The organism is Enterobacter sp. T1-1 (genome assembly GCF_000710795.1).
In the GTDB taxonomy this organism is placed as follows: Bacteria; Pseudomonadota; Gammaproteobacteria; order Enterobacterales; family Enterobacteriaceae; genus Enterobacter; species Enterobacter cloacae.
Window position 1 is genome coordinate 1 of the sequence record NZ_JALW01000027.1, and the last position, 24,644, is coordinate 24,644.

The following is a 24,644-nucleotide window of genomic DNA, read 5'->3' on the forward strand; positions in this document are numbered from 1 at the left end:
CCCGCCAACGCTGCCAGTTGCTGGTAACTGCACTGGCCTTCACAATCCTCCACCGCGATGGCGTCCGGCTGTGTTGCCAGTTGCTGGTTAAAACCGGCAATGATCGAACAGGTCGTCGACACGTCTGTGACGCAGCCCAGAAGCCCCGCCCTCGCCTGCTCAGGCAAGGTCAGGTAATTAATCTCTGCCACGCGCGATGCCGGGGTGGCTTCAGCCAACCATTGCCGTAAATGGGCTAACAGCCGCTCTGCGCAGGCAAGATCGCACTGCGCCGGATCGAACTCCAGTTCCAGAGTCAGCGTATCGCGGGTTGGGATCGCCAGCAGGGAGAACGCGCTCTGCGCTGCGGAACCTGGAATAAACGCGGGCACATGATCCGCGTCTGCCCCGGTAGGGCATGAGAGCACCGCGTGATAGAGCGTACTGCGCTGCGGATCGCGCTCCCTGACCTGGGCCAGCAAGGCGGTGTAGGGCAGAAAACGGTGGTTCAGGAGCTGGCGCATCCGCTCCTGGGCCTGCGCTATCAGCGTCGATATCGTGCTTTCGGTGCTGATCTGCAGCGGCAGCGGCAGGATATTTACCGCATTACCAACCCAATGGTTAAGCGACTCAGGCCGCACAGAAACGGGGATCCCCAGCGTGATGCATGACTCCTCGCTGTAGCGCGCCAGTAGAGCAGCGAACGCGGCACTTAACAGAACGGGGAGCGTGATCCCATTCTCCTGAGCAAACTGACGAAGCGCGAGTGCCTCATCCCGACCAAGAGCCTGGCGCAGGCTGGCGACCGTTTCGTTCCGGCCTGCTGGCAGATGAAAATCTATCGCATCGGGTGCCGTGGCAATAGCTGCCAGCCATGCCGGATCGGCACGCATCTGAGGACGCGCACTGGCATGAAGAACACCCAGCGCGTGGTCAAGAGGGATCGCGGGTGCCAGGGGCTTCCCTTCAAGCGCCAGCTGGACATCCTTCAGCAGCTGCTGTGCGCCGTTAAAATCAAGGGCGATGTGATGACCCACCAGCACCAACTGGTTTTTCCCCTGTGCTTGCCTTAACAGGGCACAGCGCCACGGCACAGTTTCAAAAAGGTTAAAAGGCCTGGCCCTGAAGGCTGCGATCCACGCCTGCCGACACCAGGTGCTCCAGCCGTCAGCATCAATAACGTCAACCGGCCCCGGCTCTGTCACTTGCCAGCCATCCCCGGAGAGCCTTGCACACAGTTGAGGATGCGCAGTGGCCACGTTCACCAGCGCACAGGTTACCGACCCGACGGAAAGAGCCGGGTCAACGGAGAGGGTTGCGGCAAGGTTGTAGCATGCCGTATCGACCTGAAGCTCCTGATGCAGCCATATCGCTTCTTGCCAGGGCGTGATAGCGAGCGTCGGCACGCAGTCAGGCACCGGCTGCGTGACCGGCAATACTGCAAGGTTCGTCTCCAGCGTAGCCAGCGGCAGATCGTCCAATAAAAGCGAGACCGGGATCGCCCGTCCCAGCACACGCTCAAGCCGGGTATGCATTTCCAGCCGCTGTAGCGAATCAAATCCGAGCATGGAAAGCGACTGTTCAGGTGCAGGCCGATAGCCTTTCTCCTGAAGCATCGCCATCAGTGGCGAATGCGCGACGGTTTGTTGGGCATCAGACGCCGAAAGCGTTGCCTCTCCGAATCCGGCAATGTCACCCTGCCGCCAGCGGTCGCGCATATATTGCCTGCGTAACTTACCGCTGGAGGTTTTCGCCACCGTACCGGGTTTGACGGCGATAAGCCTTGAAAGCGAGAGGCCGTGTTTGTCCGCCACCGCTTTACGCGCCGCCAACAGCGAGGCCTGCCCATCATATCGGCGCAACGCGCTGCGGCGGATTTCCTGAATCACCACCAGCTCATCGCCATCGGTAAACGCGACGCCATTACCATCGACAAACGAAGGTGAAGCCGCCTGAATGGTAGCTTCAATATCCTGAGGATAGTGGTTGCGACCGCGCACGATCAGCACCTCTTTCAGACGCCCCGTGACAAACAGCTGGCCGTTATTAAAAAATCCTAAATCGCCGGAACGCAGCCATTTACCGCCGCTGTCGCCTTCAAGCAGGCTGAGCAATGCCTCATTTGATGACAGAGAATTCCAGTAACCGCCAGTGACGTTTTCGCCCCTAAGCCAAATCTCACCCACTTGCCGCTCGTCCAACTGACGGCGCTGATTTGGCTCGACGATCGCCACCTCCATTCCACCCCAGACCGTACCGCTGCCGACCAGGACGTGCGCACTGCTTTCGGTGGTCGGATGGAAAGTTCCCGCGCTCAGCTTGTCCCGATCCGCCAGCTCGATCGTGACGGCAGGTGACACCCCCTTTCCGGTGACAAATAGCGTTGCTTCAGCAAGGCCGTAGCAAGGATATACCGCCTCAGGGCGCAGCCCATACGCCTGATAAGTCTGCTGAAAGCGGATAACCGTTTCACTACGAACAGGCTCCGCGCCGTTATAGGCCACGTCCCAGCGCGACAGATCCAGATTTTCACGTTCGGCTTCGCTGACGCTGTCGACGCACAGGCGGTAAGCAAAATCCGGCCCCCCTGTACAGGTGACACCCTGCTCTGAAATCAGCCGCAGCCAGCGAGCCGGTTTTTGTAAAAATGCCATCGGCGGCATTAACCAGCAGCTCACCCCCAGATAGAGCGGCTGCATAACATTGCCGATGAGCCCCATATCATGAAAAAGTGGCAGCCAGCTGGCAAAAACCGTATGGGGACCGTTACCCATCCCCTCCTGGATCGCCTGCTGGTTACTCATGATATTACGATGCGTCACAATGACGCCTTTTGGGTCCCCCGTGGAGCCGGAGGAATATTGCAGAAACGCAATATCCTCCCCCTTAAGCGTGGGTTCTTCCCATTGCGCTTGCGCGTTTCCTGCGCTCTGCTCCAGACAAAGTACGCGGTAGGCGTTGTCGAACCCTTCACGGATCAGATCGTCATGCGTCTCTTCGTTAGTGAAAATCGTTGTTGCCTGACTGCTGGTCATCAGCTTGCCCAGCCGATCTGACTTCGAGCGATTGCTGGCTGGCGGATAGGCCGAGATGGCTATCGCCCCGGCATACAGGCAGCCAAAAAAGGCGATGATAAAATCAGTACCGGGACGAAACTGTAACAAGACCGGTTGGCGGGTCAGACCATTTTCCTGCAACAGCATCGCGACCTGGCGCGCCCTGATGTCCAGATCGCCGTAGGTCAGGGTATGGCTCACGCGCTCACCGTCGGGCAGATAATAAAACGCGACTTTTTCCGGGCAGATTCTGGCCCAGTGGCGAATCACATGGTGAAAACAGCGAGCGCGCGCAACAGGCGAGGTCATGTTACACCTCCTTCCCGAAGCGGGCGCGGAAGGTTGCAATGGCCTGCGCTGGCACACGCCAGGCCCCACAGTGCAGATTCGCTGCCTGGTAGCCGCGCTCGGTCAGTGCCTGGTAATGAGCCAACGCATCTTCCGGTTCAACCATGCCAAGCGTGGCAGGGTAGCCAAATTTTCCGCTAAATAGGCTCGACAAAATACAGCCCGTAATATGGTGCGCATTGTCATCATCCGCCGGGTAGTGCAGCGCCCACTCCAGAGCTTGTGGTACAAAAATACGGTGCTGGACCGTGGATGGCGTGCGCAACGCCCCCCCTTCGGTAAAGAGAATATCGCCATGCGTTTCGAGGCGCTCAATCGCTTTCTTCGCATTGAAGCAGTGGGGATCGGAGTCGTCGACAATCAATGTCCCCGGACGTAACCGCGAGACATCCACCACATTGGGGACATTGGTCGCGCCAATCAGCAGGCTTGCGTCATAGATCTCATCGGGACAGGTCTGCCCGGACGGCACGAAACGAAGCATGCCCCTAAATCCATGTTCCTCACGGATAACGCGCATCACTTCCTCCATCACCTCGCGTCGCGAATAGAGATCGCATAACGTCAGACTGCGTGGATGTCGCAAGACCTTCAACATCAGATTAAGCGCGGCGGTACCCACCGATCCCAGCCCGATAAAACTAACCTCTTCATCCTCCATCCGACGGCCGCTTGTCTCCAGTAGCTTCTGCAATGATAAAACGACCGTCGAAGTGGTTGTGGCGTGACCGGTGGTAATGACGGGCATGCCTTCACGATGGCGGATAGCCTCACCATAGCGTGTGGCTGAAGGAATGAGGCCGGTCAACGAGACCGCTTTTGCCCCCAGAGATTTGGCGATGACCAGGCTTTGCTCTACCAGCCGGACGACATCTTCGCTTTGCGCATAAATCTGCCCGTAGGTACGCGGCAGCGTCAGCGTGGCAATACGCCCTTCCGGCAGTTGGCGGATATTACTCAACAAGGGTAAATCACCGCAGATACCATGCGTAATATCGCGCAGCTTAAAGCCGTTTCCGACCACGCGCTCATTGAGACAGGTGATGGAAACCGCATCGACCGGAGCCTCCTCTCCGGCGGCAAAAAGCGTTAACAGCGGACGTCTGTCCAGCGTGAGCCACTCTGCTGGGTGGTTTTCCAGTAATTCTTGTGATTCAGATGCATTTTTCGCACGCTGCGAGAGTTGCGCCAGCAGCTTTTGCCTGACCTCTGGGCTGAGCGAGGACAAAGAAGAGTGAACTTCTGACATAGTAATAGACCTCAGGAAAACATCATCAGGAGCGGGGAAACAGCGATTTAAGCAATGACAGGCTGTTCATCACACGTTCGGTTGGAACGCCGAAATCAATCAGACAGGCAATCTCTTTCACGCCCATTTGCGCCAGAGAGTGGGTCAGCGCTCGACATTTATCTACCGAGCCGAACAGCGCCGCCTGCTCAAAGTATCGTTCGAAGGCAAACTCCAAAAACTGAGCCTTGTTGCTTTCAACATTTTTACGCATGTCGCTGTCAACCAAGCTGTCAAACTGGCGCAGATACTCCTCGAGGTAGTGCAGCATCGGTTCACGAACCAGCGTCTTAGCCCGTTGCATGTCGTTGTCGAGATAGGTGTGCAGCATCACGGTGATAATGCCGTCGTCGGCCTGATAACCCGCCGCTTCACGAGCCTGGCGGTAGCGCTGAATATTTTCTTCCAGCAGCGCCGGAGAATGCCCCATCATGCACAGCACGTTCGCACCCAGCTCACCTGCACGCGTCCAGCCCTGAGCAGAACTGCAGGTTAGCCAGAGGCACAGTTCTTCCTGCACCGGGCGCGGCCAGGTTGAAACGCTGACCAGCTCGCCGTCGCCTCCCGGCATCGTTACCGCTTCACCTCGCCATAGTTTACGGATCTGCATTATGCCGGAGGCGACCCGTTCCCGGCGATCTTCCCAGGCTTCGGGGCGCAGCGCGAAATCCTTCTTATGCCACCCACTTGCCAGCGCCAGCGCCACTCGCCCATTGCTCAGGTTGTCCACCACCGACCACTCCTCGACAATGCGCGCCGGGTTATGTAACGGCACGACAACGCTGCCGGCCCGTAACTCCAGATGTCGGGTTCGGGTTGCCAGGGCGGCGGCCAGGACAGAAGGATTCGGATATAACCCGCCAAACGGCGTAAAATGACGTTCAGGTAGCCAGAGCGCCTTAAAGCCATTTTGATCGGCAAACTCTGCGCACTGGATCAACATGTCGTACTTGTTTGCCGCCCCCGCTTCATCCACTGCCGAGAAAAAAAAGAGGCTGTAGTCCAGCTGTGCTGCCGACCCCGGCGTCAGAGCCGCCTGTTTACTGGCTTTCTGCTGACGTCGCATGCGCAACTGTTCACGCTGCACTGGCGTCAGTCCAGCCAGTTTTTCTTTGATAATGTCGTTCACGGTTTCGTCCCCTGCGTTTCATCCAACAAGGCGGACAACTCCTCCGGCGAGAGCTCGCCAAGGTCCGTTAACAATTCATTCAGGGCGTCGTCATCGACCGAATTTAGCAGACGGAGCTCAACCAGCGCGGCCAGCTCGTTGATCGTGGCGGCATGCAGCAGCTCCGTCAGGTGAATATCACACCCGTAGAGCACGTTGACCTTGCTGACAATTTGCAATGCCCAGAGCGAATTACCGCCTGAATCAAAGAAATTCTCATCCGGGTCAATATCGGCACTACCCAGAACGTCGCGCCATATCGCCGCGATTTGCGCATGAATATCACTCTCGGAAGGTGAGATTTGTGGTTGCATAGCGGTCATTTCTCTGGAAGGGGAAGAAGTTACGGTTTCAGCCGAGGGCAAACTGAGTGAATCTATCAACGCCTGAATAGACGACAGGCTTTCATAGCGTTGTTCGCCCAGAGTGAGCACCACACCATTGTTGGCCAGTAGCTGGCCGAGTTTTTCTCTCTGCAGCCCTTCCTGCGGCATCACCCAGTGACGCTGACGATCAAACGGGTAGCCAGGCAATGCGAAATGGTGCAGATCCAGGGGAGCGGTGAATAGCAAGTGGAGATCGGGCAGTTGGTGCTGTGCCCAGACCGAGCCGGCGGCCTGGCGCAATGTGCTGAACGACGCCGTTTCATGTGTGGCGTGGGGCTGGCTATTGATACGAACGGCGCAAGGTAGAGCATTTGCGAGGAGCGAGGTCAGCACCGTACCGGGACCACACTCAAGCGCAATTCCTGCCTGGAGTGCGTTAAGCACGGCGACACCCTCAGCAAAACGTACCGTTTTGCTGATATGCGTAGCCCAATAATCCGCCGACAGCGCCTGCTCGTCAGTCAGAATGTCCCCCGTCACATTGGAGATCAAAGGGATCTCTGGCGTACGTTTGGGCACCTCCTCAACGGCCGCCCGGAAAGCCTTTTCCGCAGCCAACATAGAAGAGGTATGGAAGGCATGTGAGGTTTGCAATACCCGGTACACGATACCCAACGCCGTTAATTTTTCTGCAAATCGGGCAATATCCACAGCGGAGCCGCCAACAACCACATTGTCATGCCGGTTGATCACCGCAATCTCTACACCAGGGGTGATGAGCGGGATAATCTCTTCAGCACCAGCCGCCACGGAGAGCATCTGTCCTTCGGGCGCAGCCTGCATCAGGCGCCCCCGGAGCGCAACCAGCCTGACGGCATCATCCAGCGTAAAGATCCCGGCAAGACAGGCTGCGACCCATTCACCTATGCTGTGGCCCAGCATGATCGACGGCACAACACCCTGCGCTATCCACCACTGAGCCAGCGCCCACTCAACGGCAAATAGCGCCGGTTGCGCATACTCCGTAGCCTTCAGCGCTTGTCCGTCGAGCTGCAACAATTCCAGTATATTAATTGTGGTTTGCTCCCGGAAACGTTGCGCCACCAGATCGAGCCAGCGACGATACTCTGCATCCCGTTGGTATAGCGTCATCGTCATTGCGGTGTGTTGCGAACCCTGTCCAGGAAATAAAAATGCCAACGGAGCCCGATCGCGCGGAAGCTCGCCGGGTGGCGTGGCGCGCGACAACAGTTGGATAGCCTCTTCTCTCGTGTCAGCCTGGACGGCCATGCGCCAAGGGAAGTGGCTTCGCCCTAACGCCAGTGTGTTGGCTATGCCGGCCAGATCGGATTCCGGGCGTTCACGCAGCGTTAGCAGTAGAAGATCGCGCTGTTTTTCCAGCGCGCGAGCGCTTTTTGCTGAAAGCAGCAGTAATGCCCCGGGCGTCGGCGAAGCGATGGACGGCTGACGTTTCGGCGGCTGTTGAACAATCATGTGCACATTGGTGCCGCCAATCCCAAAGCTGCTGACCGCCGCATGTCGGAGTCTTGCCTTGTCCGCAAGGGTTTCTGTCCGCTGAGTCAGACGAAAAGGTGAGTTTTCTAAATCCAGTTCAGGGTGAGGCTCGTCGGCATAAGGCTGAGGCGGAATCACGCCATCGCGTACAATGCAGCAGGCTTTAATCAACCCGATAACGCCAGCCGCCGCTCCACAGTGGCCTATATTGGCCTTGATCGAGCCCAGTGAACAAAAAGCCCTTGCGGAAGTATGTTTCCGCCATGCCTGAGTTAACGCCCTGAACTCAATAGGATCGCCTAACTGCGTTCCGGTACCGTGCGCTTCGACGTAATCAATCTCATCAACCGGGACCTCCGAGACAGCCAGCGCTTCGCTGATGACCCGCATCTGACCGTTGATCCCCGGCGCGGAATAGCCGACCTTATCATTGCCATCATTATTCACCGCGCTGCCCATGATGACGCAATGAATCTCATTGCCATCACGTAAGGCGTCCTCCAGCCGTTTGAGCGCTACCATCGCCACGCCAGCCCCATCGATTGTTCCGTTCGCATGACGTGAAAAAGGACGGCATAACCCATCAGACGACAGAAAGCCACCCGTAACTACAGGTTGAGATTCAGGGGAAAACGCTGGAATTGCCGCCCCGCCGGCCAATGCAATATCGCATTCCCATGTGAGCAGGCTATTACAGGCCAAATGTACCGCAAGGAGAGAAGTAGAACAGGCTGTGTTTACGCTTATTGCAGGCCCACCTAAACCAAGACGATAAGCAAGTAATGTTGCCGCACTGTCTTTTCGGTTCATCATTTGAAGATAATCTTTCCCAAGGGAAGAATTATGACGGGAGCTATATTGCAGATGCTCCTCAAAATAGCGGGAATGGCGGACCCCTGCAAAGACTCCCGTCCGAAGACGATGCTCTTCGCTAGTGGCCCCTGCCTGCTCAAGTGCCAACCAGCCTTGTTCCATTAATAATCGCAACTGCGGATCGAGGGCTTCTGCTTCAATAGATGAATAGCCAAAAAAAGCAGCATCAAACCATTCTGGATCGGTCAAAAGCGGGCGTCGATGAATCCATTTCTGACCTGAGCTTTCAGTATTTGTCGGCGCAAAAGCAGAAATTGAAACATCACCTTTTTTTATATTATCCCATAAAGCAGTAACATCAGAAGCACCTGGAAATAAGCCTTGCATCGAGACTATTGCAATTTTCACACATGCTCCCGTCATATAGTTAAATAACAATGCTGTCTAAACCATTAACTCCCGAAAAATACTATCTCAGTACGAGTGATTATTTTCCACATGGTCAACCAAGTTAAACACAACAGAAGCTAACCCTCGAAAAACATTATGTCAATATTATCTTTACATTTTTGTTACAGAATGAATAACCAATAAAATTGGAAAAATTAGAATAATGATGGGTAGTAAATATCACAAAGTAGAAACTTCACCTGCTTTCCATTGTATGGAAATTTTAATAAGTTAAAAACTGAGAAAATGAATAAATTTCATTTAATGAAGGATCAATAAACATTAAGCCGCGCTTAATTATCCTCAGATGAAAAGGCTGTGATATATAATATATTATCATCAAAACTGATAAAGCAGAAAAGTTCAGGAGAAGGAATGTAAACAGGAGAAGTGCGGGTGGAAATAGCACCCGCCAGAATGAATGTCAGATAGAGGTCAGGGCTTTTGCAAAACAAACCGCATCTTCTCTCCCCTTATAAACACCATAGTTTTCAATGTATTGATAACCATTCTTCAGATAGAAATTGACGGCAATTTTGTTTACACATCTCGTTTCCAGGATGATTTTTTTGTAATGCATAGCGCGGGCCTGTTTTTCAAGTTCTTTTAAAAGCGCAACTCCTGTTCCCTGGCGGGATTCGGCAACAAACATTCTTTTTAACTCAGCCGTATCAGCTGCAAAAGGCCGAAAACCACCGCAGCCAATAACCTGATCGTTTCTCCAGGCAAGAATAAAGAGCGCTCTCGTATGCTCAAAGTCTGTTAATCTGATGTTCGCCGCTCCATCATTGCCAGTAATCATACTTAATATGCCATTTAACTTATTAATTATATTAATGGCATTAGGATCCTGGTCGGGAGTTGAGCTTACCTTGAAATGTATATCTGCTCCGCAATGATTCATTACCACTTTCTCTACGTTTAGGTTCAAATTGAAGAAAAATGCCCAACATCTTAAATCTGATAATCCACTATAGCTTTTTCTGCCCGAGTCCAGAATATCCAGCCATCTTATTCTTTCAGATGCGTTCACTGTCGTAGGTTGAAAAGGAGTCCGTACCTACATGGCAGGCACGTATAAAATCAAGACGTTGCATAGGTCGGGTCTCAGTCCAGGGCATAGCGAGTCTCCTCTTCTATGCCCGTTATAACTGTTACACCATTAATTGTTCAGTTTCCCTGCGTTCTGCTCTCTCACGACAGAAGTCGTCTGTTCTGGATTTGCAGCAGGTTCATCTTTACGCTCTTCCAGCCAGTAGTCCGCATTTTTAATCCCCAGTCGAATCGGGTCAAAGTGCGGATCCACCCCCTGCGCATTCTGAATTTCATAATCCTTAAGGCTGGCAAACGCTTTTTTATGTAAAAGCACAATGGCAATAATGTTAAGCCATGCCATCAGCCCTACCCCAATATCCCCCAGCCCCCATGCCAGATCCGCCGTACGAACTGTGCCATATACCGTTGAAGCCATCAGGCATAATTTGAGCACGAATGTCAGCCATGGACGGTGAATTTTACGGTTGATGAAGGCGATATTGGTTTCAGCAATATAGTAGTAAGCAATAATGGTCGTGAAGGCAAAGAAGAACAGCGCAACAGCAACAAAGTAATTACCAAAGCCTGGCATCATACTTTCCATTGCCGTCTGCACATAGCCAGGCCCTGCTGCCACGCCGGAAATACCGGTGTAGAGTGCAGCACCGTCAATGCCCTGGACGTTATACAGACCGGTGATCAACAGCATAAACCCGGTCGCCGAGCAGACAAACAGCGTGTCGATATAGACCGAGAAAGCCTGAACCAGCCCCTGCTTCACCGGATGGCTCACTGCCGCCGCAGATGACGCATGCGGCCCGGTACCTTGCGCCGCCTCATTGGAATAGACCCCGCGCTTAACGCCCCACATGATAGCCTGACCAAGAATGGCACCAAAACCAGCTTCCAGACCAAAAGCGCTTTTCCAGATCAACAGAATCACACCAGGAAGCTCGGTAATATTAATGGCGATAATAACGCAAGCCACAATAATATAGCCGAGCGCCATAAACGGAACGACCATACTGCTAAAACTGGCGATCCTTTTCACACCACCGAAAATAATAAAGCTTAACAGTACGGCAAGTAGTGCCGCCGTGACATTTGGATCAAGCCCAAATGCAATCTCCAGGCTGGCACCAATCGAGTTTGCTTGTACCCCTGGCATTAATAAACCGCAGGAGAAAATGGTGACGATGGCAAATAACCATGCATACCATTTAACGCCTAAGCCTTTTTCAATATAAAAGGCAGGACCGCCACGATATTCACCATTGATTTTTTCTTTATAAACCTGGCCCAACGTAGATTCCACAAACGCAGAACTGGCCCCCAAAAACGCCACCATCCACATCCAGAAAAGTGCGCCCGGTCCACCGAAGGTGATAGCGGTGGCGACGCCAGCAATGTTCCCGGTCCCTACACGCCCTGCCAGCGTCATCGTCAGTGCCTGGAAAGACGATACGCCAGCATCGGTAGGACGCCCCTGGAACATTAAGGTAATCATATGTTTTAAATGACGTAACTGCAAAAAACGACTACGTAATGAGAAATAGAGGCCGACACCCAGACATAAAAATATTAACGCCGGGCTCCAGATAACACCGTTAATTGCACCAACCAGTTCGTTCATGTATGACCCTCAACGTGATGTTCCAGGGAAACGGTTCCCCATAGGATTTTCTTGTTAGAATGTTGTTTGAATCAGTACGAAACATAGAGAATTCGCCACAATACACCAACTTAATTTTCACATCTTAGTAACATTATGTGACAACATTCACGTTTAAATTTGAGCGAACAATTAGCGCGATCATGATATTCATGGGTATTTTGTGGATATTATAAATACACATCACATTTCGCTGAGCGTGATAAAAAACCAGCGTCAAAAATGAATAACCGACATGATGAATTCCACAAGACAGGCAATCTTTTAAAAGACAACCAGACGCGAGTCGCGAGAAGAAATAAACGAAGCTTCCCGGCATTACGCCGGGAAGGGATGACAGGTGAGCTGGGCGGTAAAACGGCGATGTTTTACCGTCAGTCGGAATAAACTTCCAGCGTGCGCTGGCACAGCGCCGACCGCACACAATCTTCTTTGGTAAAGCGTACTACCCCAATCATGTCGTCTTCCTCAAAACGTGACATGGCGTCGCTCAAGCCGGATTTCACGCCAGATGGCAGGTCGCACTGGGTAATATCGCCATTGACGATAACCGTCACGTTCTCCCCGAGGCGCGTTAAGAACATCTTCATTTGCGCAGCGGTCACGTTCTGAGCCTCGTCAAGAATGACGACCGCATTTTCAAATGTACGTCCGCGCATATAGGCGAACGGCGCGATTTCCACCTTGCCAATCTCTGGTCGCAGGCAGTACTGCATAAAGGATGCACCCAGTCGCTTCACTAGCACGTCATAAACGGGCCTGAAGTAAGGGGCAAACTTCTCCGATATGTCACCGGGCAAGAAGCCGAGATCTTCATCAGCTTGCAGTACCGGACGGGTAACAATAATTCTCTCCACGTCCTTATGGATCAGGGCCTCCGCTGCTTTGGCTGCACTGATCCAGGTTTTCCCGCATCCGGCTTCACCGGTTGCAAAGATGAGCTGTTTACTCTCGATAGCATTCAGGTAGTGCGCCTGAGCCTCATTGCGCGCCACAATTGGGGAATTATCACGGCTGTCCCGCGCCATGCCAATTGCTTCTACGCCACTCATCTGCACAAGCGAGGTGACCGATTCTTCTTCACGCTGTTTATGACTACGTGAATCCCGTCTCAGCACACGTTTTGCTTCGCGACGAGCTTTGATCACTGCTTTTTGTCTTCCCATGGATAGCACCTTGAGTTGTTGGTATTCATCACACGCGCCAGTTTCGGCACGATTATGCGCACGAACATCAGAGGGTTGGCTTCCTTGTAAGCCATTGCTTGCCTTGCCGGATGACGATACAGAATAGCTACGCGCACCATTCTGCACGTCGGTAGAATCTGGTTTCTGAATAGAAGGGGAGAATTTAGTGGTGAGGAAATCGCTGCCGGAGTCTGAGCCTCCGCGCCGGGTACTGCGGTTGTTGTGTTTACCTTGTCCAGTACAGGACGATACCATTCGCGATCTCCATAGTGATTCAGCATCACTGCCGGGAACTACCGCTGTCTTATCTTAAGTACATCAGGGATTATCATAAATGCAACATTTATTTTACCCGAATGCAACTTTTAAGACTGCTCCTGCAGTTGAAAACAGTCTCATATAGGAATATTACAGAAATATAACAGAGGGATAGTCATATGAAAAAATAATGTCCCCGCGAACTATCGCAGGGACAATTATCAGGCTTCTATCAGCCCTTGCGCGAGCCAGGCGTTCGAATCGCGCACGCCTGGCAGCGCGAAGAAATAGCCGCCGCCGATAGGTTTAACGTACTCTTCCAGCGCTTCGCCGTTTAACCGCTTCTGCACGGTGAGGAAACCCTTCTCCAGATCGTGCTGATAGCAGACAAACAGCAGTCCCATATCCAGCTGACCGGAATTGGTCACCCCCAGCGAGTAGCTATAGCCCCGGCGCATCATCAGGCTTGACTGCGTCTCTTTGGTGCGCGGGTTCGCCAGCCGGATGTGACTGTCCAGTGCAATGGTATCGCCATTAGGATCGCTGGCGTAATCCGGCACATCATGCTCGTGCTTCATGCCAAGCGGCGCCCCGCTCTGCTTGTCACGGCCAAAGATCGTCTGCTGCTCTTTAAGCGGCGTGCGGTCCCAGAATTCCACATGGAACTGAATCACCCGCACCGCCTGATAGCTCCCGCCCACGGCCCAGGCAGGCTCACCCTGATCGGCTGTGACCCAGACGACCTCTTTCATTAGCGCGCCGTTGCTGCTGTCCGGGTTGGCGGTGCCATCCTTAAAGCCCAGCAGGTTCACCGGCGTCTCTTTGCCTTTGCTGCGGGCAGCATGGTCAGAGATAAACCCTTCCCGCTTCCAGCGCACGCTCAACAGATCAGGCGTGTGTTTGATGATATCCCGCAGAGCGTGGATCACCGTGTCCTGCGTGTTAGCGCAAATCTGCAGGAGCAGATCGCCGTGGCAGAGAGCGGCATCCAGCGAGTCATTCGGGAAACGCGTCATTTTTTGCAGCGCTTTCGGCTTCTGTTTTGCCAGCCCGTAACGTTCATCAAACAGCGATTCGCCCAGCGACACCGTAATGGTCAGATTATCCGGGGCGATGAACGACCCTAAGATCCCCGAGTCCATTGGCGGCAGTCGTGGATTTGGCGTTTCTGGCGCCGGTCCCCCTGCAGTCAGAAACGCGATGCGGGTGGTGAGCAGGCGAAACAGGCGCTCCAGGTCAGCTTTATCACTTGCCAGCGAATCAAAGGCCACCAGCATCATGGAGGCCTGCTGTGGTGTCAGAATGCCCGCCTGATGTTCGCCATAGAAAGGCTGCGTCTCCATACGGGCATCCGGTGACAGCGTACCGGGCGCACTTTGCGGTTTTGCCGCATGTGCCACCGGACACCCTCCGGCCAGGGCAAATGCGCCCCCCAGCGCCCCTACCCCTTTCAACAACCGACGACGTGACGGTTCTGCCACGTCGTATTCGTCATGCTTGTTCATCGTGCTTAGTCCAGACCCAGTACGCCACGCAGCAGGGAGAGATCTTCCGCCAGGGTGGTAATCGGGCCTTTCAGCGCGTTACGGTCTGCGTCGGTCAGTTTGTCGTAGGTTTCAAACCCGTCTTTGGTGCGGTACTTCGCCAGAATGGTGTCGACTTTCTTAAAGTTGGCATCCACTTTTGCCAGCAGCTCGCTGTTCTCTTTCTGCAGCTGTGGGCGCAGCAGGTTAACAATTTTCTGTGCGCCATCGACGTTCGCCTGGAAATCCCACAGATCAGTATGGCTGTAGCGATCTTCTTCACCGCTGATTTTGCTGGCGGCCACTTCTTCAATCAGTCCGGCCGCACCGCCCACCACTTTAGATGGCGGGAAGGCCAGCTCGCTGATGCGCTTTTGCAGCTCCAGCACGTCGCTGTTGAGCTGATCGGCATACTTCTCCATCCCTTTGGTGGAGTTATCGCCAAACAGGGCTTTCTCCAGACGGTGGAAGCCGGTGAATTTTGGATCGGCCGCTTTCTGCTCGTAATCGTCTTCACGGGCATCAATGCTGCCATCAAGATCGGAGAACAGCTCCGCAATCGGCTCAATGCGCTCGTAGTGCTGACGGGTGGGCGCATACAGGGATTTCGCTTTGTCGATATCGCCCGCTTTCACCGCATCCGTAAAGGCTTTGGTTCCCGCTGCCAGGTCTGCCGTCTCTTTGATGACATACGCTTTATAAGCGGTGATGGCATCGCCCAGGCTCAGCAAGGCCGTGCCTTTCGCGGCATCCGCTGTGGCATTCCCCTTAACGATGAGCTTACCTTTCGGGTTGGTCAGCAGACCGCAGGTCATGTCATATTCACCCGGCTGCAGGTTAGCCGTCATTTTCTGGCTAAAGCCCGGCGCGATATTTTCGCGCTCTTCCACGACCATCACGCCTTTGAGAATTTCCCACTCCAGCGCTTTCTGGCTGTGGTTCTGAATAATAAATTGTGTCTTACCGCTGTTGACCGTAATGGTCATCGGCTCACACTGCTTATCATTCACCGTCACCTTGACCTGTGGAATATCAGCAGCCTGAGCGGCGAAGGCAGAAGCAACAAGCGCTGCCACACCAACCTGTAACGCACTACGACGAAATTGAATTGCCATGACCCTTCCCTTTTAAAAGTATGTTGTAACTACAGTAAGCACATCAGGGCGCAGTACGCGACGGCTGAGCGCTGGGGCGCGATGGCATAAAGAACAGCGCCAGCGCCGGAATAAGATAGATAAAGTACATCGCCACTTCACTGACGCTTGGCGTTTCCTGATAGCCGAAGATCCCTTCGAGCAGCGTGCCGGTCAGTGAATGGGTAGAAAGAACATTGCTAAGATCGAACGCCACATCCTGGAAGTGGTTCCACAGACCCGCCTCATGGAAAGCGCGGATCGCCCCTGCCGCCAGCCCTGCGGCCACCAGCAAAATGAACAGGCTGGTCCATTTAAAGAAGGCCCCCAGGTTCAGGCGAATGCCACCCCAGTAGAGCAGGAAACCCAGCACCACGGCCGTTGCCAGCCCCAGCATCGCCCCCAGCGGTGGCCAGATCCCCACATCCTGCTGAAAGGCAGCCAGCAGGAAGAAAACGGATTCCAGACCTTCACGCGCCACGGCGAAAAAGACCATCATGATCAGCGCCCAGCCGTGATGATTTCCCTTCTGCAGGGCATTATCTACCGCCTGCTCCAGTTGCACCTTCACGTTACGCGAGACTTTACGCATCCAGAACACCATCCAGGTGAGGATCACCACCGCTATCACGGCAACGATACCTTCGAACAGCTCCTGCTCTTTCTGCGGGAATTCACCGGTGGTTTCATTGATCAGAATGCCCAGGCCCAGACAGAGCGCAGCGGCGAGGAAAACCCCTATCCACATCACCCCAATCCAGCGACCGCGCTGGGTTCGCTTCAGATAACTGGCGATGAGGCTAACAATGAGGGCCGCTTCCAGGCCTTCGCGTAACATAATGAGAAATGGAACAAACATGCAGACACCCTAAATGTTTATCGCGGTCAACTGATGCAAAGAAAGGTAAATTCTTGTGATAGTGATTATCATTACGGCGATAAGAAAAACAAGCGAAATGTGTGGTTTTTGATGACGAGTTGTAAACGCATCGCGGGGTAATAGTTGCGCTCGTGACGTTCCGGTTTATAAGGTATAACGAAAATGCCCATTTACGGTTAATCAGCGCTGTGGCTAAATATCCGCCTCGCAAACTAACCGAAAATAAACCATGTTTAAGATTGTCCATTTCCTGCTGGCGCTGGTGATTATTCTTGCGCTTGCCTGGCTGGTAAGTTTTGACCGCCGAAAAATTCGCATTCGCTTTGTTTTACAGCTGATCGTTATTGAAATTGCGCTGGCGTTCTTTTTCCTGCACGCCGAAAGCGGGTTATTCCTGATTAAATACGTCTCCGGTTTCTTTGAATCACTGCTGAAATTTGCCGGCGAAGGGACCAATTTCGTCTTTGGCGGAATGGGTGAAAAAGGGCTGGCGTTCATTTTCCTCGGCGTGCTTTGCCCGATTATTTTTATCTCCGCACTCATTGGTATTCTTCAGCACTGGCGCATTCTGCCGATTTTTATTCGGCTGATTGGCACGCTGCTGTCAAAACTGAACGGCATGGGCAAGCTGGAATCCTTTAACGCGGTGAGTTCGCTGATCCTCGGACAGTCTGAAAACTTTATTGCCTACAAGGGCGTACTGGGCGATCTCTCGTCACGTCGTCTGTTCACCATGGCGGCCACGGCCATGTCGACCGTCTCCCTGTCGATTGTCGGTGCCTATATGACCATGCTCGACGCTAAATTTGTGGTGGCGGCGCTCATTCTGAACATGTTCAGCACCTTTATTATTCTCTCCGTCATCAACCCGGTTCGCCCGGAAGCGGAGCCGGATATTAAGCTCGAAAAATTGCATGAATCCCAGAGCTTCTTCGAAATGCTGGGCGAGTATATTCTGGCCGGTTTTAAAGTGGCGATGATTATTCTGGCGATGCTGATTGGCTTTATTGCGCTTATTAGCGCCATTAACGCCCTCTTCTCCAGCGTATTTGGCATGAGCTTCCAGCAGATCCTGGGCTATGTGTTTTATCCGCTGGCGTGGCTGGTGGGTATTCCGCTGAGCGATGCCTTAAATGCCGGCAGTATTATGGCAACTAAGCTGGTAGCGAATGAATTTGTGGCGATGATTGAGCTGCAAAAAATTGCGCATCAGATGTCACCGCGCGGGCTGGGGATTTTATCCGTGTTCCTGGTGTCGTTCGCCAACTTCGCCTCCATCGGTATTGTCGCAGGTGCAATCAAGGGCCTGAACGAGCAGCAGGGCAACGTGGTGTCGCGGTTTGGTCTGCGTCTGGTGTATGGCGCGACGCTGGTGAGTTTGCTGTCGGCGAGCTTTGCGGGCCTGGTATTGTGATGTGATGCCGGGTGGCGCGCAGCGATCCCGGCCTACGATGCAACAACGGCGGGTTATCCCGCCGTTTTCTTTAAAACTGCACACACACCGGCTGATCGACCCGCATCACCGACTCCTGCGCAAAGCGGGATTTATAGATACCGCGTAACGCCTCAATGTTCTTCTCGCTCTGCGCATCTTTTCCGTGGATCAGCATCAACGCCTTGCTCGGCTCACGCGCCACTTTACCGTCGTTGCCCAGCCACTGTCCGCGCGCATCAAACACCGTTAAGCCATCACGAAAACGCGGCGTCACGTCCCGGTCAACAAACTGCTGCCACTCGTCGGGGGTGATCTGCGCCCCGGCCGGACGATTTAAGCCGAAATAGAGCGTGGTCTGCTGCATCTGGTTATCCACTTTGCAGGTGTCAGTCGCCGTATGCTGCGACGGTGCCGTACAGCCAGCCAGCATCAGGAATGCCACTGCCAGTAACCCTGTTTTGATTGTCATGCTTCGCTATCCTCATTGTTATAAGTGCAGCGATATCACCGTAAATTACGGATTTTGGCAAGAAAAAAGCCGGGTGGTGCTGACGCTCACCCGGCTTACAGTGTGCAGGAAGAAAAATTACTCAGCCTGGAGCTTCGTCGGCGGCGCAGTGTGGTAATGGGCATCCGCTTCCGCAAAGCGTTTCTGCATGGAGGCAGACGGCGCTTTACCCAGCAGGCTAAAGACCACAATACCGAGACTGCCGAAGATGAAGCCCGGGATAATTTCGTACAGACCCAGCCACGCGAACTGTTTCCAGACGATAACCGTGACCGCACCGATAATCATCCCCGCCAGCGCGCCGTTACGGGTCATACGCGACCACATCACGGAGAACAGCACCACCGGACCAAACGCCGCACCAAAGCCCGCCCACGCGTAGCTCACCAGACCCAGCACGCGGTTTTCCGGGTTCGACGCCAGCGCAATGGCCACCAGCGCCACAACCAGCACCATGAAGCGCCCTACCCATACCAGCTCTTTCTGGCTTGCGCCTTTACGCAGGAATGCCTTGTAGAGGTCTTCGGTGATCGCACTGGAGCAGACCAGCAGCTGGCAGCTCAGGGTGGACATCACCGCCGCCAGAATAGCGGAGAGCAGAATACCGGCGATCCACGGGTTAAACAGCACCTGCGCCAGCTCGATAAACACACGCTCGGCGTTCTGGTTTACCGCGCCCGCCTGCGCCGGGTTGTTGTTGAAGTATGCAATGCCAAAGAAGCCCACCGCGCACGCCCCTGCCAGGCAGAGGATCATCCACGTCATACTGATGCGACGCGCATGAACGATGGTGTGGTGAGAGTCGGCCGCCATAAAGCGCGCCAGGATATGCGGCTGACCGAAATAGCCCAGACCCCAGCCCATCAGGGAGACGATGGCAACAAAGTTCAGCCCTTTCAGCATATCGACGTTTTCAATGCTCTTCTGCTTGATCACTTCCAGCGACTCGCCAAAACCACCAACGGTGAAGATCACAATCACCGGGGTCAGGATCAGGGCGAAAATCATCAGGCTCGCCTGCACGGTGTCGGTCCAGCTTACCGCCAGGAACCCACCCACGAAGGTGTAGAGGATGGTAGCCGCCGCACCGGCCCACAGGGCGGTTTCGTAGCTCATGCCGAAGGTGCTTTCGAACAGACGCGCACCGGCCACAATGCCGGAGGCACAATAAATAGTGAAGAACAGCAGGATCACCACCGCCGAGATAATGCGCAGGATGCGGCTGTTATCTTCGAAACGGCCGGTGAAATAATCCGGCAGCGTCAGGGCGTTGTTGTTCACTTCGGTATGCACGCGCAGACGGCCTGCTACCAGCTTCCAGTTAATCCACGCCCCGAGAGTCAGGCCAATGGCGATCCAGCTTTCAGAGATGCCGGAGATGAAAATCGCACCCGGCAGCCCCATCAGCAGCCAGCCACTCATGTCCGATGCCCCCGCAGAAAGCGCAGTCACCATTGGGCCTAAACTGCGGCCACCCAGAATGTAGTCGTCAAAGTTCTTTGTAGAACGCCATGCCAAAAACCCTATCAGGATCATGCCAAAAATATAAACGAGAAATGTCACCAGCATCGGTGTGCTCATTGCCATTCAAATTCTCCAAAAGTCGAGCGACAACCGTCCGGGTTGCCTTGTTATGTCATCACCGGAACGGGGTGATGGGTATCTGTGTTTCTGTTGGCCGCGCGTATCCTGCCGTAAGCAGTGCTCGCACACAAACGATTTAACACTGCATTTACATCAAATTCATCCCCGGTTTTATATGTCTTTCCTATAGGTTGCACTCGCTCACATTTATACGGGTTGCACCTTTTAAAAGTGTTAAGTACCGCATAAAAACAGGCTTCGTATGCAGAAGCCAGCGCTTTTTTCCAGCTAACTATCCGTTAACAATCCATTCATTTTTCAGCTTGCTAGCCGGGTCACATTTAACACGGTTGCACAAAGTTGCAACATGGTGGATATTTCAGGCTAACCACCGAACACGATCAAAGAACAACAGGAGTTTTGGCATGGGCATGACCACCATGGGGGTTAAGCTGGATGACGCAACCCGCGAACGGATTAAGACCGCAGCAACCCGCATTGACCGCACGCCGCACTGGCTAATCAAGCAGGCAATTTTTAACTATCTCGAACGGCTTGAGAGCGACGAAGGTCTGCCCGAGCTGCCCGCCCTGCTGGCAGGTGCCGCCAATGAGAGCGAAGACGCGCCGGTTGCTGGCGACGAGAATCATCAGCCGTTCCTGGAGTTCGCGGAGCAGATCCTGCCGCAGTCAGTCAGCCGGGCCGCCATTACCGGTGCGTACCGCCGTGCTGAAACGGACGCCGTGCCAATGCTGCTGGAGCAGGCTCGCCTGCCTGAAGCCGTCGCCGCGCAGGCGCACAGCCTGGCGTATCAGCTGGCCGACAAACTGCGTAACCAGAAAACCGCCAGCGGCCGTGCCGGTATGGTGCAGAGCCTGCTACAGGAGTTTTCTCTCTCCTCCCAGGAAGGCGTGGCGCTGATGTGTCTGGCAGAAGCACTGCTGCGTATCCCTGACAAAGCCACCCGCGATGCGCTGATCCGCGACAAAATCAGCAACGGCAACTGGCAGTCACACATTGGCCGCAGCCCGTCGCTGTTCGTTAATGCCGCCACCTGGGGCCTGCTTTTTACCGGCAAGCTGGTCTCGACCCACAACGAAGCGAACCTCTCCCGCTCCCTGAACCGTATTATCGGCAAGAGCGGCGAGCCGCTGATCCGCAAAGGCGTGGATATGGCGATGCGCCTGATGGGCGAGCAGTTTGTTACCGGTGAAACCATCGCCGAAGCGCTGGCCAACGCCCGCAAGCTGGAAGATAAAGGGTTCCGCTACTCTTACGACATGCTGGGTGAAGCGGCCCTGACCGCTGCCGACGCGCAGGCCTACATGGTCTCTTACCAGCAGGCGATCCACGCCATCGGTAAAGCGTCCAACGGTCGCGGTATTTATGAAGGTCCGGGCATCTCAATCAAGCTCTCCGCCCTGCACCCGCGCTACAGCCGCGCGCAGTACGACCGGGTGATGGAAGAGCTCTACCCGCGCCTGAAATCCCTGACCCTGCTGGCGCGCCAGTATGACATTGGCATCAACATCGACGCCGAAGAGGCAGACCGTCTGGAGATCTCGCTCGATCTGCTGGAAAAACTGTGCTTTGAGCCGGAACTGGCAGGCTGGAACGGAATTGGCTTTGTTATTCAGGCCTACCAGAAACGCTGCCCGTTCGTTATTGATTACCTGATTGATCTGGCCAGCCGCAGCCGTCGTCGCCTGATGATCCGACTGGTAAAAGGCGCTTACTGGGACAGCGAGATCAAACGCGCCCAGATGGAAGGTCTGGAAGGCTACCCGGTTTACACCCGCAAGGTTTACACCGACGTCTCTTACCTCGCCTGTGCGAAAAAACTGCTCGGCGTACCAAACCTGATCTACCCGCAGTTCGCTACCCACAATGCTCATACCCTGGCGGCGATCTATACCCTGGCCGGGCAGAACTACTATCCGGGCCAGTACGAATTCCAGTGCCTGCACGGCATGGGTGAACCGCTGTACGAGCAGGTCACCGGTAAAGTGGCAGAGGGCAAGCTGAACCGTCCGTGCCGTATTTATGCTCCGGTCGGTACTCATGAAACCCTGCTGGCGTACCTGGTGCGTCGTCTGCTGGAGAACGGGGCGAACACCTCCTTCGTTAACCGCATTGCCGATACCACCCTGCCGCTGGACGAACTGGTTGCCGATCCGGTGCAGGCCGTTGAGAAAATGGCGGCTCAGGAAGGCCAGATTGGTCTGCCGCATCCGAAGATTGCCCTGCCGCGCGAGCTGTACGGCAAAGGCCGCATCAACTCGGCGGGTCTGGATCTCGCCAACGAACACCGTCTGGCGTCCCTCTCTTCTGCCCTGCTCAACAGCGCGCTGCAGAAATGGCAGGCCAAACCGATGCTGGAACAGCCGGTCGCAGACGGCGAGATGCAGCCGGTGATCAACCCGGCAGAGCCAAAAGATATTGTCGGCTACGTGCGTGAAGCCACGGAAGCGGAAGTGGAGCAGGCGCTGGAAAGCGCGGTAAACAACGCGCCAATCTGGTTCGCCACCCCGCCGCAAGAACGTGCCGCCATTCTGGAACGCGCCGCGGTGCTGATGGAAGATCAGATGCAGTCGCTCATCGGTATCCTGGTGCGCGAAGCGGGGAAAACCTTCAGCAACGCCATCGCCGAAGTCCGTGAAGCCGTCGACTTCCTGCACTACTACGCAGGCCAGGTACGCGATGATTTCGATAACGAAACGCACCGCCCGCTTGGTCCTGTGGTCTGTATCAGCCCGTGGAACTTCCCGCTGGCGATCTTCACCGGCCAGATTGCCGCCGCGCTTGCCGCAGGCAACAGCGTGCTGGCCAAACCGGCGGAGCAAACCCCGCTGATTGCCGCTCAGGGGATTAACATCCTGCTGGAAGCGGGCGTACCGGCGGGCGTGGTGCAGCTGCTGCCTGGGCGGGGTGAAACAGTGGGTGCGAAGCTCACTGCGGATAACCGCGTGCGCGGCGTGATGTTTACCGGCTCGACCGAAGTGGCCTCCCTGCTGCAGCGTAACATCGCCACCCGTCTGGATGCCCAGGGCCGCCCAACGCCGCTCATCGCGGAAACCGGCGGCATGAACGCCATGATTGTCGACTCCTCCGCGCTCACCGAGCAGGTAGTGGTAGACGTGCTGGCCTCCGCCTTTGACAGCGCGGGTCAGCGCTGCTCCGCCCTGCGCGTGCTGTGCCTGCAGGACGACGTGGCCGACCACACGCTGAAGATGCTGCGTGGTGCCATGGCCGAGTGCCGCATGGGCAACCCGGGCCGCCTCACCACCGATATCGGGCCGGTGATCGACGCCGAAGCCAAAGCGAATATTGAAAACCACATTCAGGCCATGCGTGCCAAAGGCCGTCCGGTGTTCCAGGCCGTGCGCGAGAACAGCGAAGATGCCCGCGAGTGGCAGACCGGCACCTTTGTGCCGCCTACGCTTATCGAGCTGGCAAGCTTCGACGAGCTGAAAAAAGAGGTCTTCGGCCCGGTCCTGCACGTGGTGCGTTACAACCGTAACAACCTGAATGCATTGATTGAGCAGATCAACGCCTCCGGCTATGGCCTGACGCTCGGCGTGCATACCCGTATCGACGAAACCATCGCCCAGGTCACCGGCAGCGCCAAAGTGGGCAACCTGTACGTCAACCGCAACATGGTTGGCGCGGTCGTGGGCGTGCAGCCGTTCGGCGGCGAGGGGCTCTCCGGCACCGGTCCTAAAGCGGGTGGCCCGCTCTATCTGTACCGTCTGCTGGCGAACCGTCCTGAGCGCGCGCTGGGCGTGACGCTGGCACGCCTGGACGCGGACTATCCGGTGGATGTCCAGCTGAAAACCGTGCTGACGCAGCCGCTGGAAGCACTCATCACCTGGGCGGAAAAACGTCCTGAGCTGCGCGCTGTCGCACAGCAGTACGGCGAGCTGGCGCAGGCTGGCACGCAGCGTCTGCTGCCGGGTCCTACCGGCGAACGCAACACCTGGACGCTGATGCCGCGTGAACGCGTGCTGTGCGTGGCGGATAACGAACAGGATGCGCTGGTTCAGCTGGCCGCCGCGATGGCAACAGGTTGTGAAGTGCTGTGGCCGGAAGACGGTCTGCACCGCGATCTGGCGAAGCAACTGCCGAAAGCGGTTTCTGCCCGCATTCACTTTGCGAAGCCTGATGCCCTGCTTGCGCAGCCGTTTGACGCGGTTATCTACCACGGTGATTCCGATCAGCTGCGCGAACTGTGCGAGCAGGTTGCGGCCCGCAGCGGGGCGATTGTTTCGGTGCAGGGCTTCGCCCGCGGTGAAACCAACCTGCTGCTGGAGCGCCTGTACGTGGAGCGTTCGCTCAGCGTCAACACCGCGGCAGCGGGCGGTAACGCCAGCCTGATGACAATCGGGTAATCGTGTACACTCTCCCCGGTGACGCTACGCTAACCGGGGCTACAACTTCACCTTAGGCCGGATAAGCACAGCGCATCCGGCTTTTTTACACGGAGGGG

Annotated in this window: 15 protein-coding genes; 3 read left to right on the forward strand and 12 right to left on the reverse strand. The window is 55.1% G+C overall.

Annotated elements, in window-relative coordinates:
* From AK59_RS1000000124055 to AK59_RS0110905, 6 genes are all read right to left on the reverse strand, one after another.
* Nucleotides 1-3,344 (reverse strand): AMP-binding protein (locus tag AK59_RS1000000124055; RefSeq protein WP_156037799.1); only part of this gene is annotated, 3,344 nt, incomplete at its 3' end.
* 1 nt (nt 3,345) lies between these two features.
* Nucleotides 3,346-4,632, reverse strand: coding sequence for a hypothetical protein (locus tag AK59_RS0110885; protein WP_072007029.1), 1,287 nt, complete (start codon nt 4,630-4,632; stop codon nt 3,346-3,348).
* 25 nt (nt 4,633-4,657) lie between these two features.
* Complete coding sequence (locus AK59_RS0110890; protein ID WP_029882754.1) at nt 4,658-5,800, reverse strand: MupA/Atu3671 family FMN-dependent luciferase-like monooxygenase; 1,143 nt, start codon at nt 5,798-5,800, stop codon at nt 4,658-4,660.
* The gene (locus AK59_RS01000000123690; protein WP_072007030.1) at nt 5,797-8,901 is read right to left on the reverse strand and encodes a type I polyketide synthase; all 3,105 of its coding nucleotides are present in this window, start codon (nt 8,899-8,901) and stop codon (nt 5,797-5,799) included. The genes AK59_RS0110890 and AK59_RS01000000123690 overlap by 4 nt, the downstream gene beginning before the upstream one ends.
* A 466-nt stretch (nt 8,902-9,367) precedes the next feature.
* A complete protein-coding gene (locus AK59_RS0110900; protein WP_032618510.1) occupies nt 9,368-9,847 on the reverse strand; it encodes a GNAT family N-acetyltransferase in 480 nt (159 codons plus the stop codon).
* Nucleotides 9,848-10,105: 258 nt separating this feature from the next.
* Nucleotides 10,106-11,611 (reverse strand): alanine/glycine:cation symporter family protein, encoded by a 1,506-nt coding sequence (locus AK59_RS0110905; RefSeq protein ID WP_029882757.1) that lies wholly within the window; start codon nt 11,609-11,611, stop codon nt 10,106-10,108.
* A 261-nt stretch (nt 11,612-11,872) separates the two neighbouring features.
* Between AK59_RS0110905 and AK59_RS1000000124955 the strand changes: the two genes are divergently transcribed.
* Complete coding sequence (locus AK59_RS1000000124955) at nt 11,873-12,037, forward strand: hypothetical protein (protein ID WP_156037801.1); 165 nt, start codon at nt 11,873-11,875, stop codon at nt 12,035-12,037.
* Here the strand turns inward: AK59_RS1000000124955 and phoH are convergent.
* From phoH to efeU, 4 genes are all read right to left on the reverse strand, one after another.
* Nucleotides 12,025-12,816 (reverse strand): phosphate starvation-inducible protein PhoH, encoded by a 792-nt coding sequence (gene phoH / locus AK59_RS0110910; protein WP_013097183.1) that lies wholly within the window; start codon nt 12,814-12,816, stop codon nt 12,025-12,027. The genes AK59_RS1000000124955 and phoH overlap by 13 nt on opposite strands.
* Before the next feature lie 500 nt (nt 12,817-13,316).
* Nucleotides 13,317-14,600 carry an iron uptake transporter deferrochelatase/peroxidase subunit gene (gene efeB, locus AK59_RS0110920; RefSeq protein WP_029882758.1) on the reverse strand — a complete coding sequence of 428 codons (1,284 nt, stop codon included), beginning with the start codon at nt 14,598-14,600 and terminating at the stop codon, nt 13,317-13,319.
* Nucleotides 14,601-14,605: 5 nt separating this feature from the next.
* A complete protein-coding gene (efeO, locus tag AK59_RS0110925; protein ID WP_013097185.1) occupies nt 14,606-15,733 on the reverse strand; it encodes an iron uptake system protein EfeO in 1,128 nt (375 codons plus the stop codon).
* A 43-nt stretch (nt 15,734-15,776) separates the two neighbouring features.
* Complete coding sequence (efeU, locus tag AK59_RS0110930; protein ID WP_013097186.1) at nt 15,777-16,610, reverse strand: iron uptake transporter permease EfeU; 834 nt, start codon at nt 16,608-16,610, stop codon at nt 15,777-15,779.
* 250 nt (nt 16,611-16,860) lie between these two features.
* Between efeU and AK59_RS0110935 the strand changes: the two genes are divergently transcribed.
* The gene (locus AK59_RS0110935; protein WP_020689647.1) at nt 16,861-18,045 is read left to right on the forward strand and encodes a NupC/NupG family nucleoside CNT transporter; all 1,185 of its coding nucleotides are present in this window, start codon (nt 16,861-16,863) and stop codon (nt 18,043-18,045) included.
* Nucleotides 18,046-18,115: 70 nt separating this feature from the next.
* On the opposite strand, the gene AK59_RS0110940 is transcribed toward AK59_RS0110935, so the two are convergent.
* Together AK59_RS0110940 and putP are read right to left on the reverse strand one after the other, a co-directional pair.
* On the reverse strand, nt 18,116-18,535 hold the full coding sequence (locus AK59_RS0110940) for a DUF3574 domain-containing protein (RefSeq protein WP_029882759.1): 420 nt from the start codon (nt 18,533-18,535) through the stop codon (nt 18,116-18,118).
* A gap of 117 nt (nt 18,536-18,652) precedes the next feature.
* Nucleotides 18,653-20,161 carry a sodium/proline symporter PutP gene (gene putP, locus AK59_RS0110945; protein ID WP_029882760.1) on the reverse strand — a complete coding sequence of 503 codons (1,509 nt, stop codon included), beginning with the start codon at nt 20,159-20,161 and terminating at the stop codon, nt 18,653-18,655.
* Nucleotides 20,162-20,583: 422 nt separating this feature from the next.
* Between putP and putA the strand changes: the two genes are divergently transcribed.
* Entirely contained in the window at nt 20,584-24,546 is a 3,963-nt protein-coding gene (gene putA / locus AK59_RS0110950; RefSeq protein ID WP_029882761.1) for a trifunctional transcriptional regulator/proline dehydrogenase/L-glutamate gamma-semialdehyde dehydrogenase, read from the forward strand.
* Nucleotides 24,547-24,644: the final 98 nt, after the last annotated feature.

Excerpts from the sequence above, each read along its gene's own strand:
- AK59_RS0110885 (WP_072007029.1), bottom strand. The coding sequence starts at position 4,632 with ATGTCAGAAGTTCACTCTTCTTTGTCCTCGCTCAGCCCAGAGGTCAGG.
- AK59_RS0110900 (WP_032618510.1), bottom strand. The coding sequence starts at position 9,847 with ATGAATCATTGCGGAGCAGATATACATTTCAAGGTAAGCTCAACTCCC.
- AK59_RS0110905 (WP_029882757.1), bottom strand. The coding sequence starts at position 11,611 with ATGAACGAACTGGTTGGTGCAATTAACGGTGTTATCTGGAGCCCGGCG.
- AK59_RS1000000124955 (WP_156037801.1), top strand. The coding sequence starts at position 11,873 with ATGAATAACCGACATGATGAATTCCACAAGACAGGCAATCTTTTAAAA.
- phoH (WP_013097183.1), bottom strand. The coding sequence starts at position 12,816 with ATGGGAAGACAAAAAGCAGTGATCAAAGCTCGTCGCGAAGCAAAACGT.
- efeB (WP_029882758.1), bottom strand. The coding sequence starts at position 14,600 with ATGAACAAGCATGACGAATACGACGTGGCAGAACCGTCACGTCGTCGG.
- efeO (WP_013097185.1), bottom strand. The coding sequence starts at position 15,733 with ATGGCAATTCAATTTCGTCGTAGTGCGTTACAGGTTGGTGTGGCAGCG.
- efeU (WP_013097186.1), bottom strand. The coding sequence starts at position 16,610 with ATGTTTGTTCCATTTCTCATTATGTTACGCGAAGGCCTGGAAGCGGCC.
- AK59_RS0110935 (WP_020689647.1), top strand. The coding sequence starts at position 16,861 with ATGTTTAAGATTGTCCATTTCCTGCTGGCGCTGGTGATTATTCTTGCG.
- AK59_RS0110940 (WP_029882759.1), bottom strand. The coding sequence starts at position 18,535 with ATGACAATCAAAACAGGGTTACTGGCAGTGGCATTCCTGATGCTGGCT.
- putP (WP_029882760.1), bottom strand. The coding sequence starts at position 20,161 with ATGGCAATGAGCACACCGATGCTGGTGACATTTCTCGTTTATATTTTT.
- putA (WP_029882761.1), top strand. The coding sequence starts at position 20,584 with ATGGGCATGACCACCATGGGGGTTAAGCTGGATGACGCAACCCGCGAA.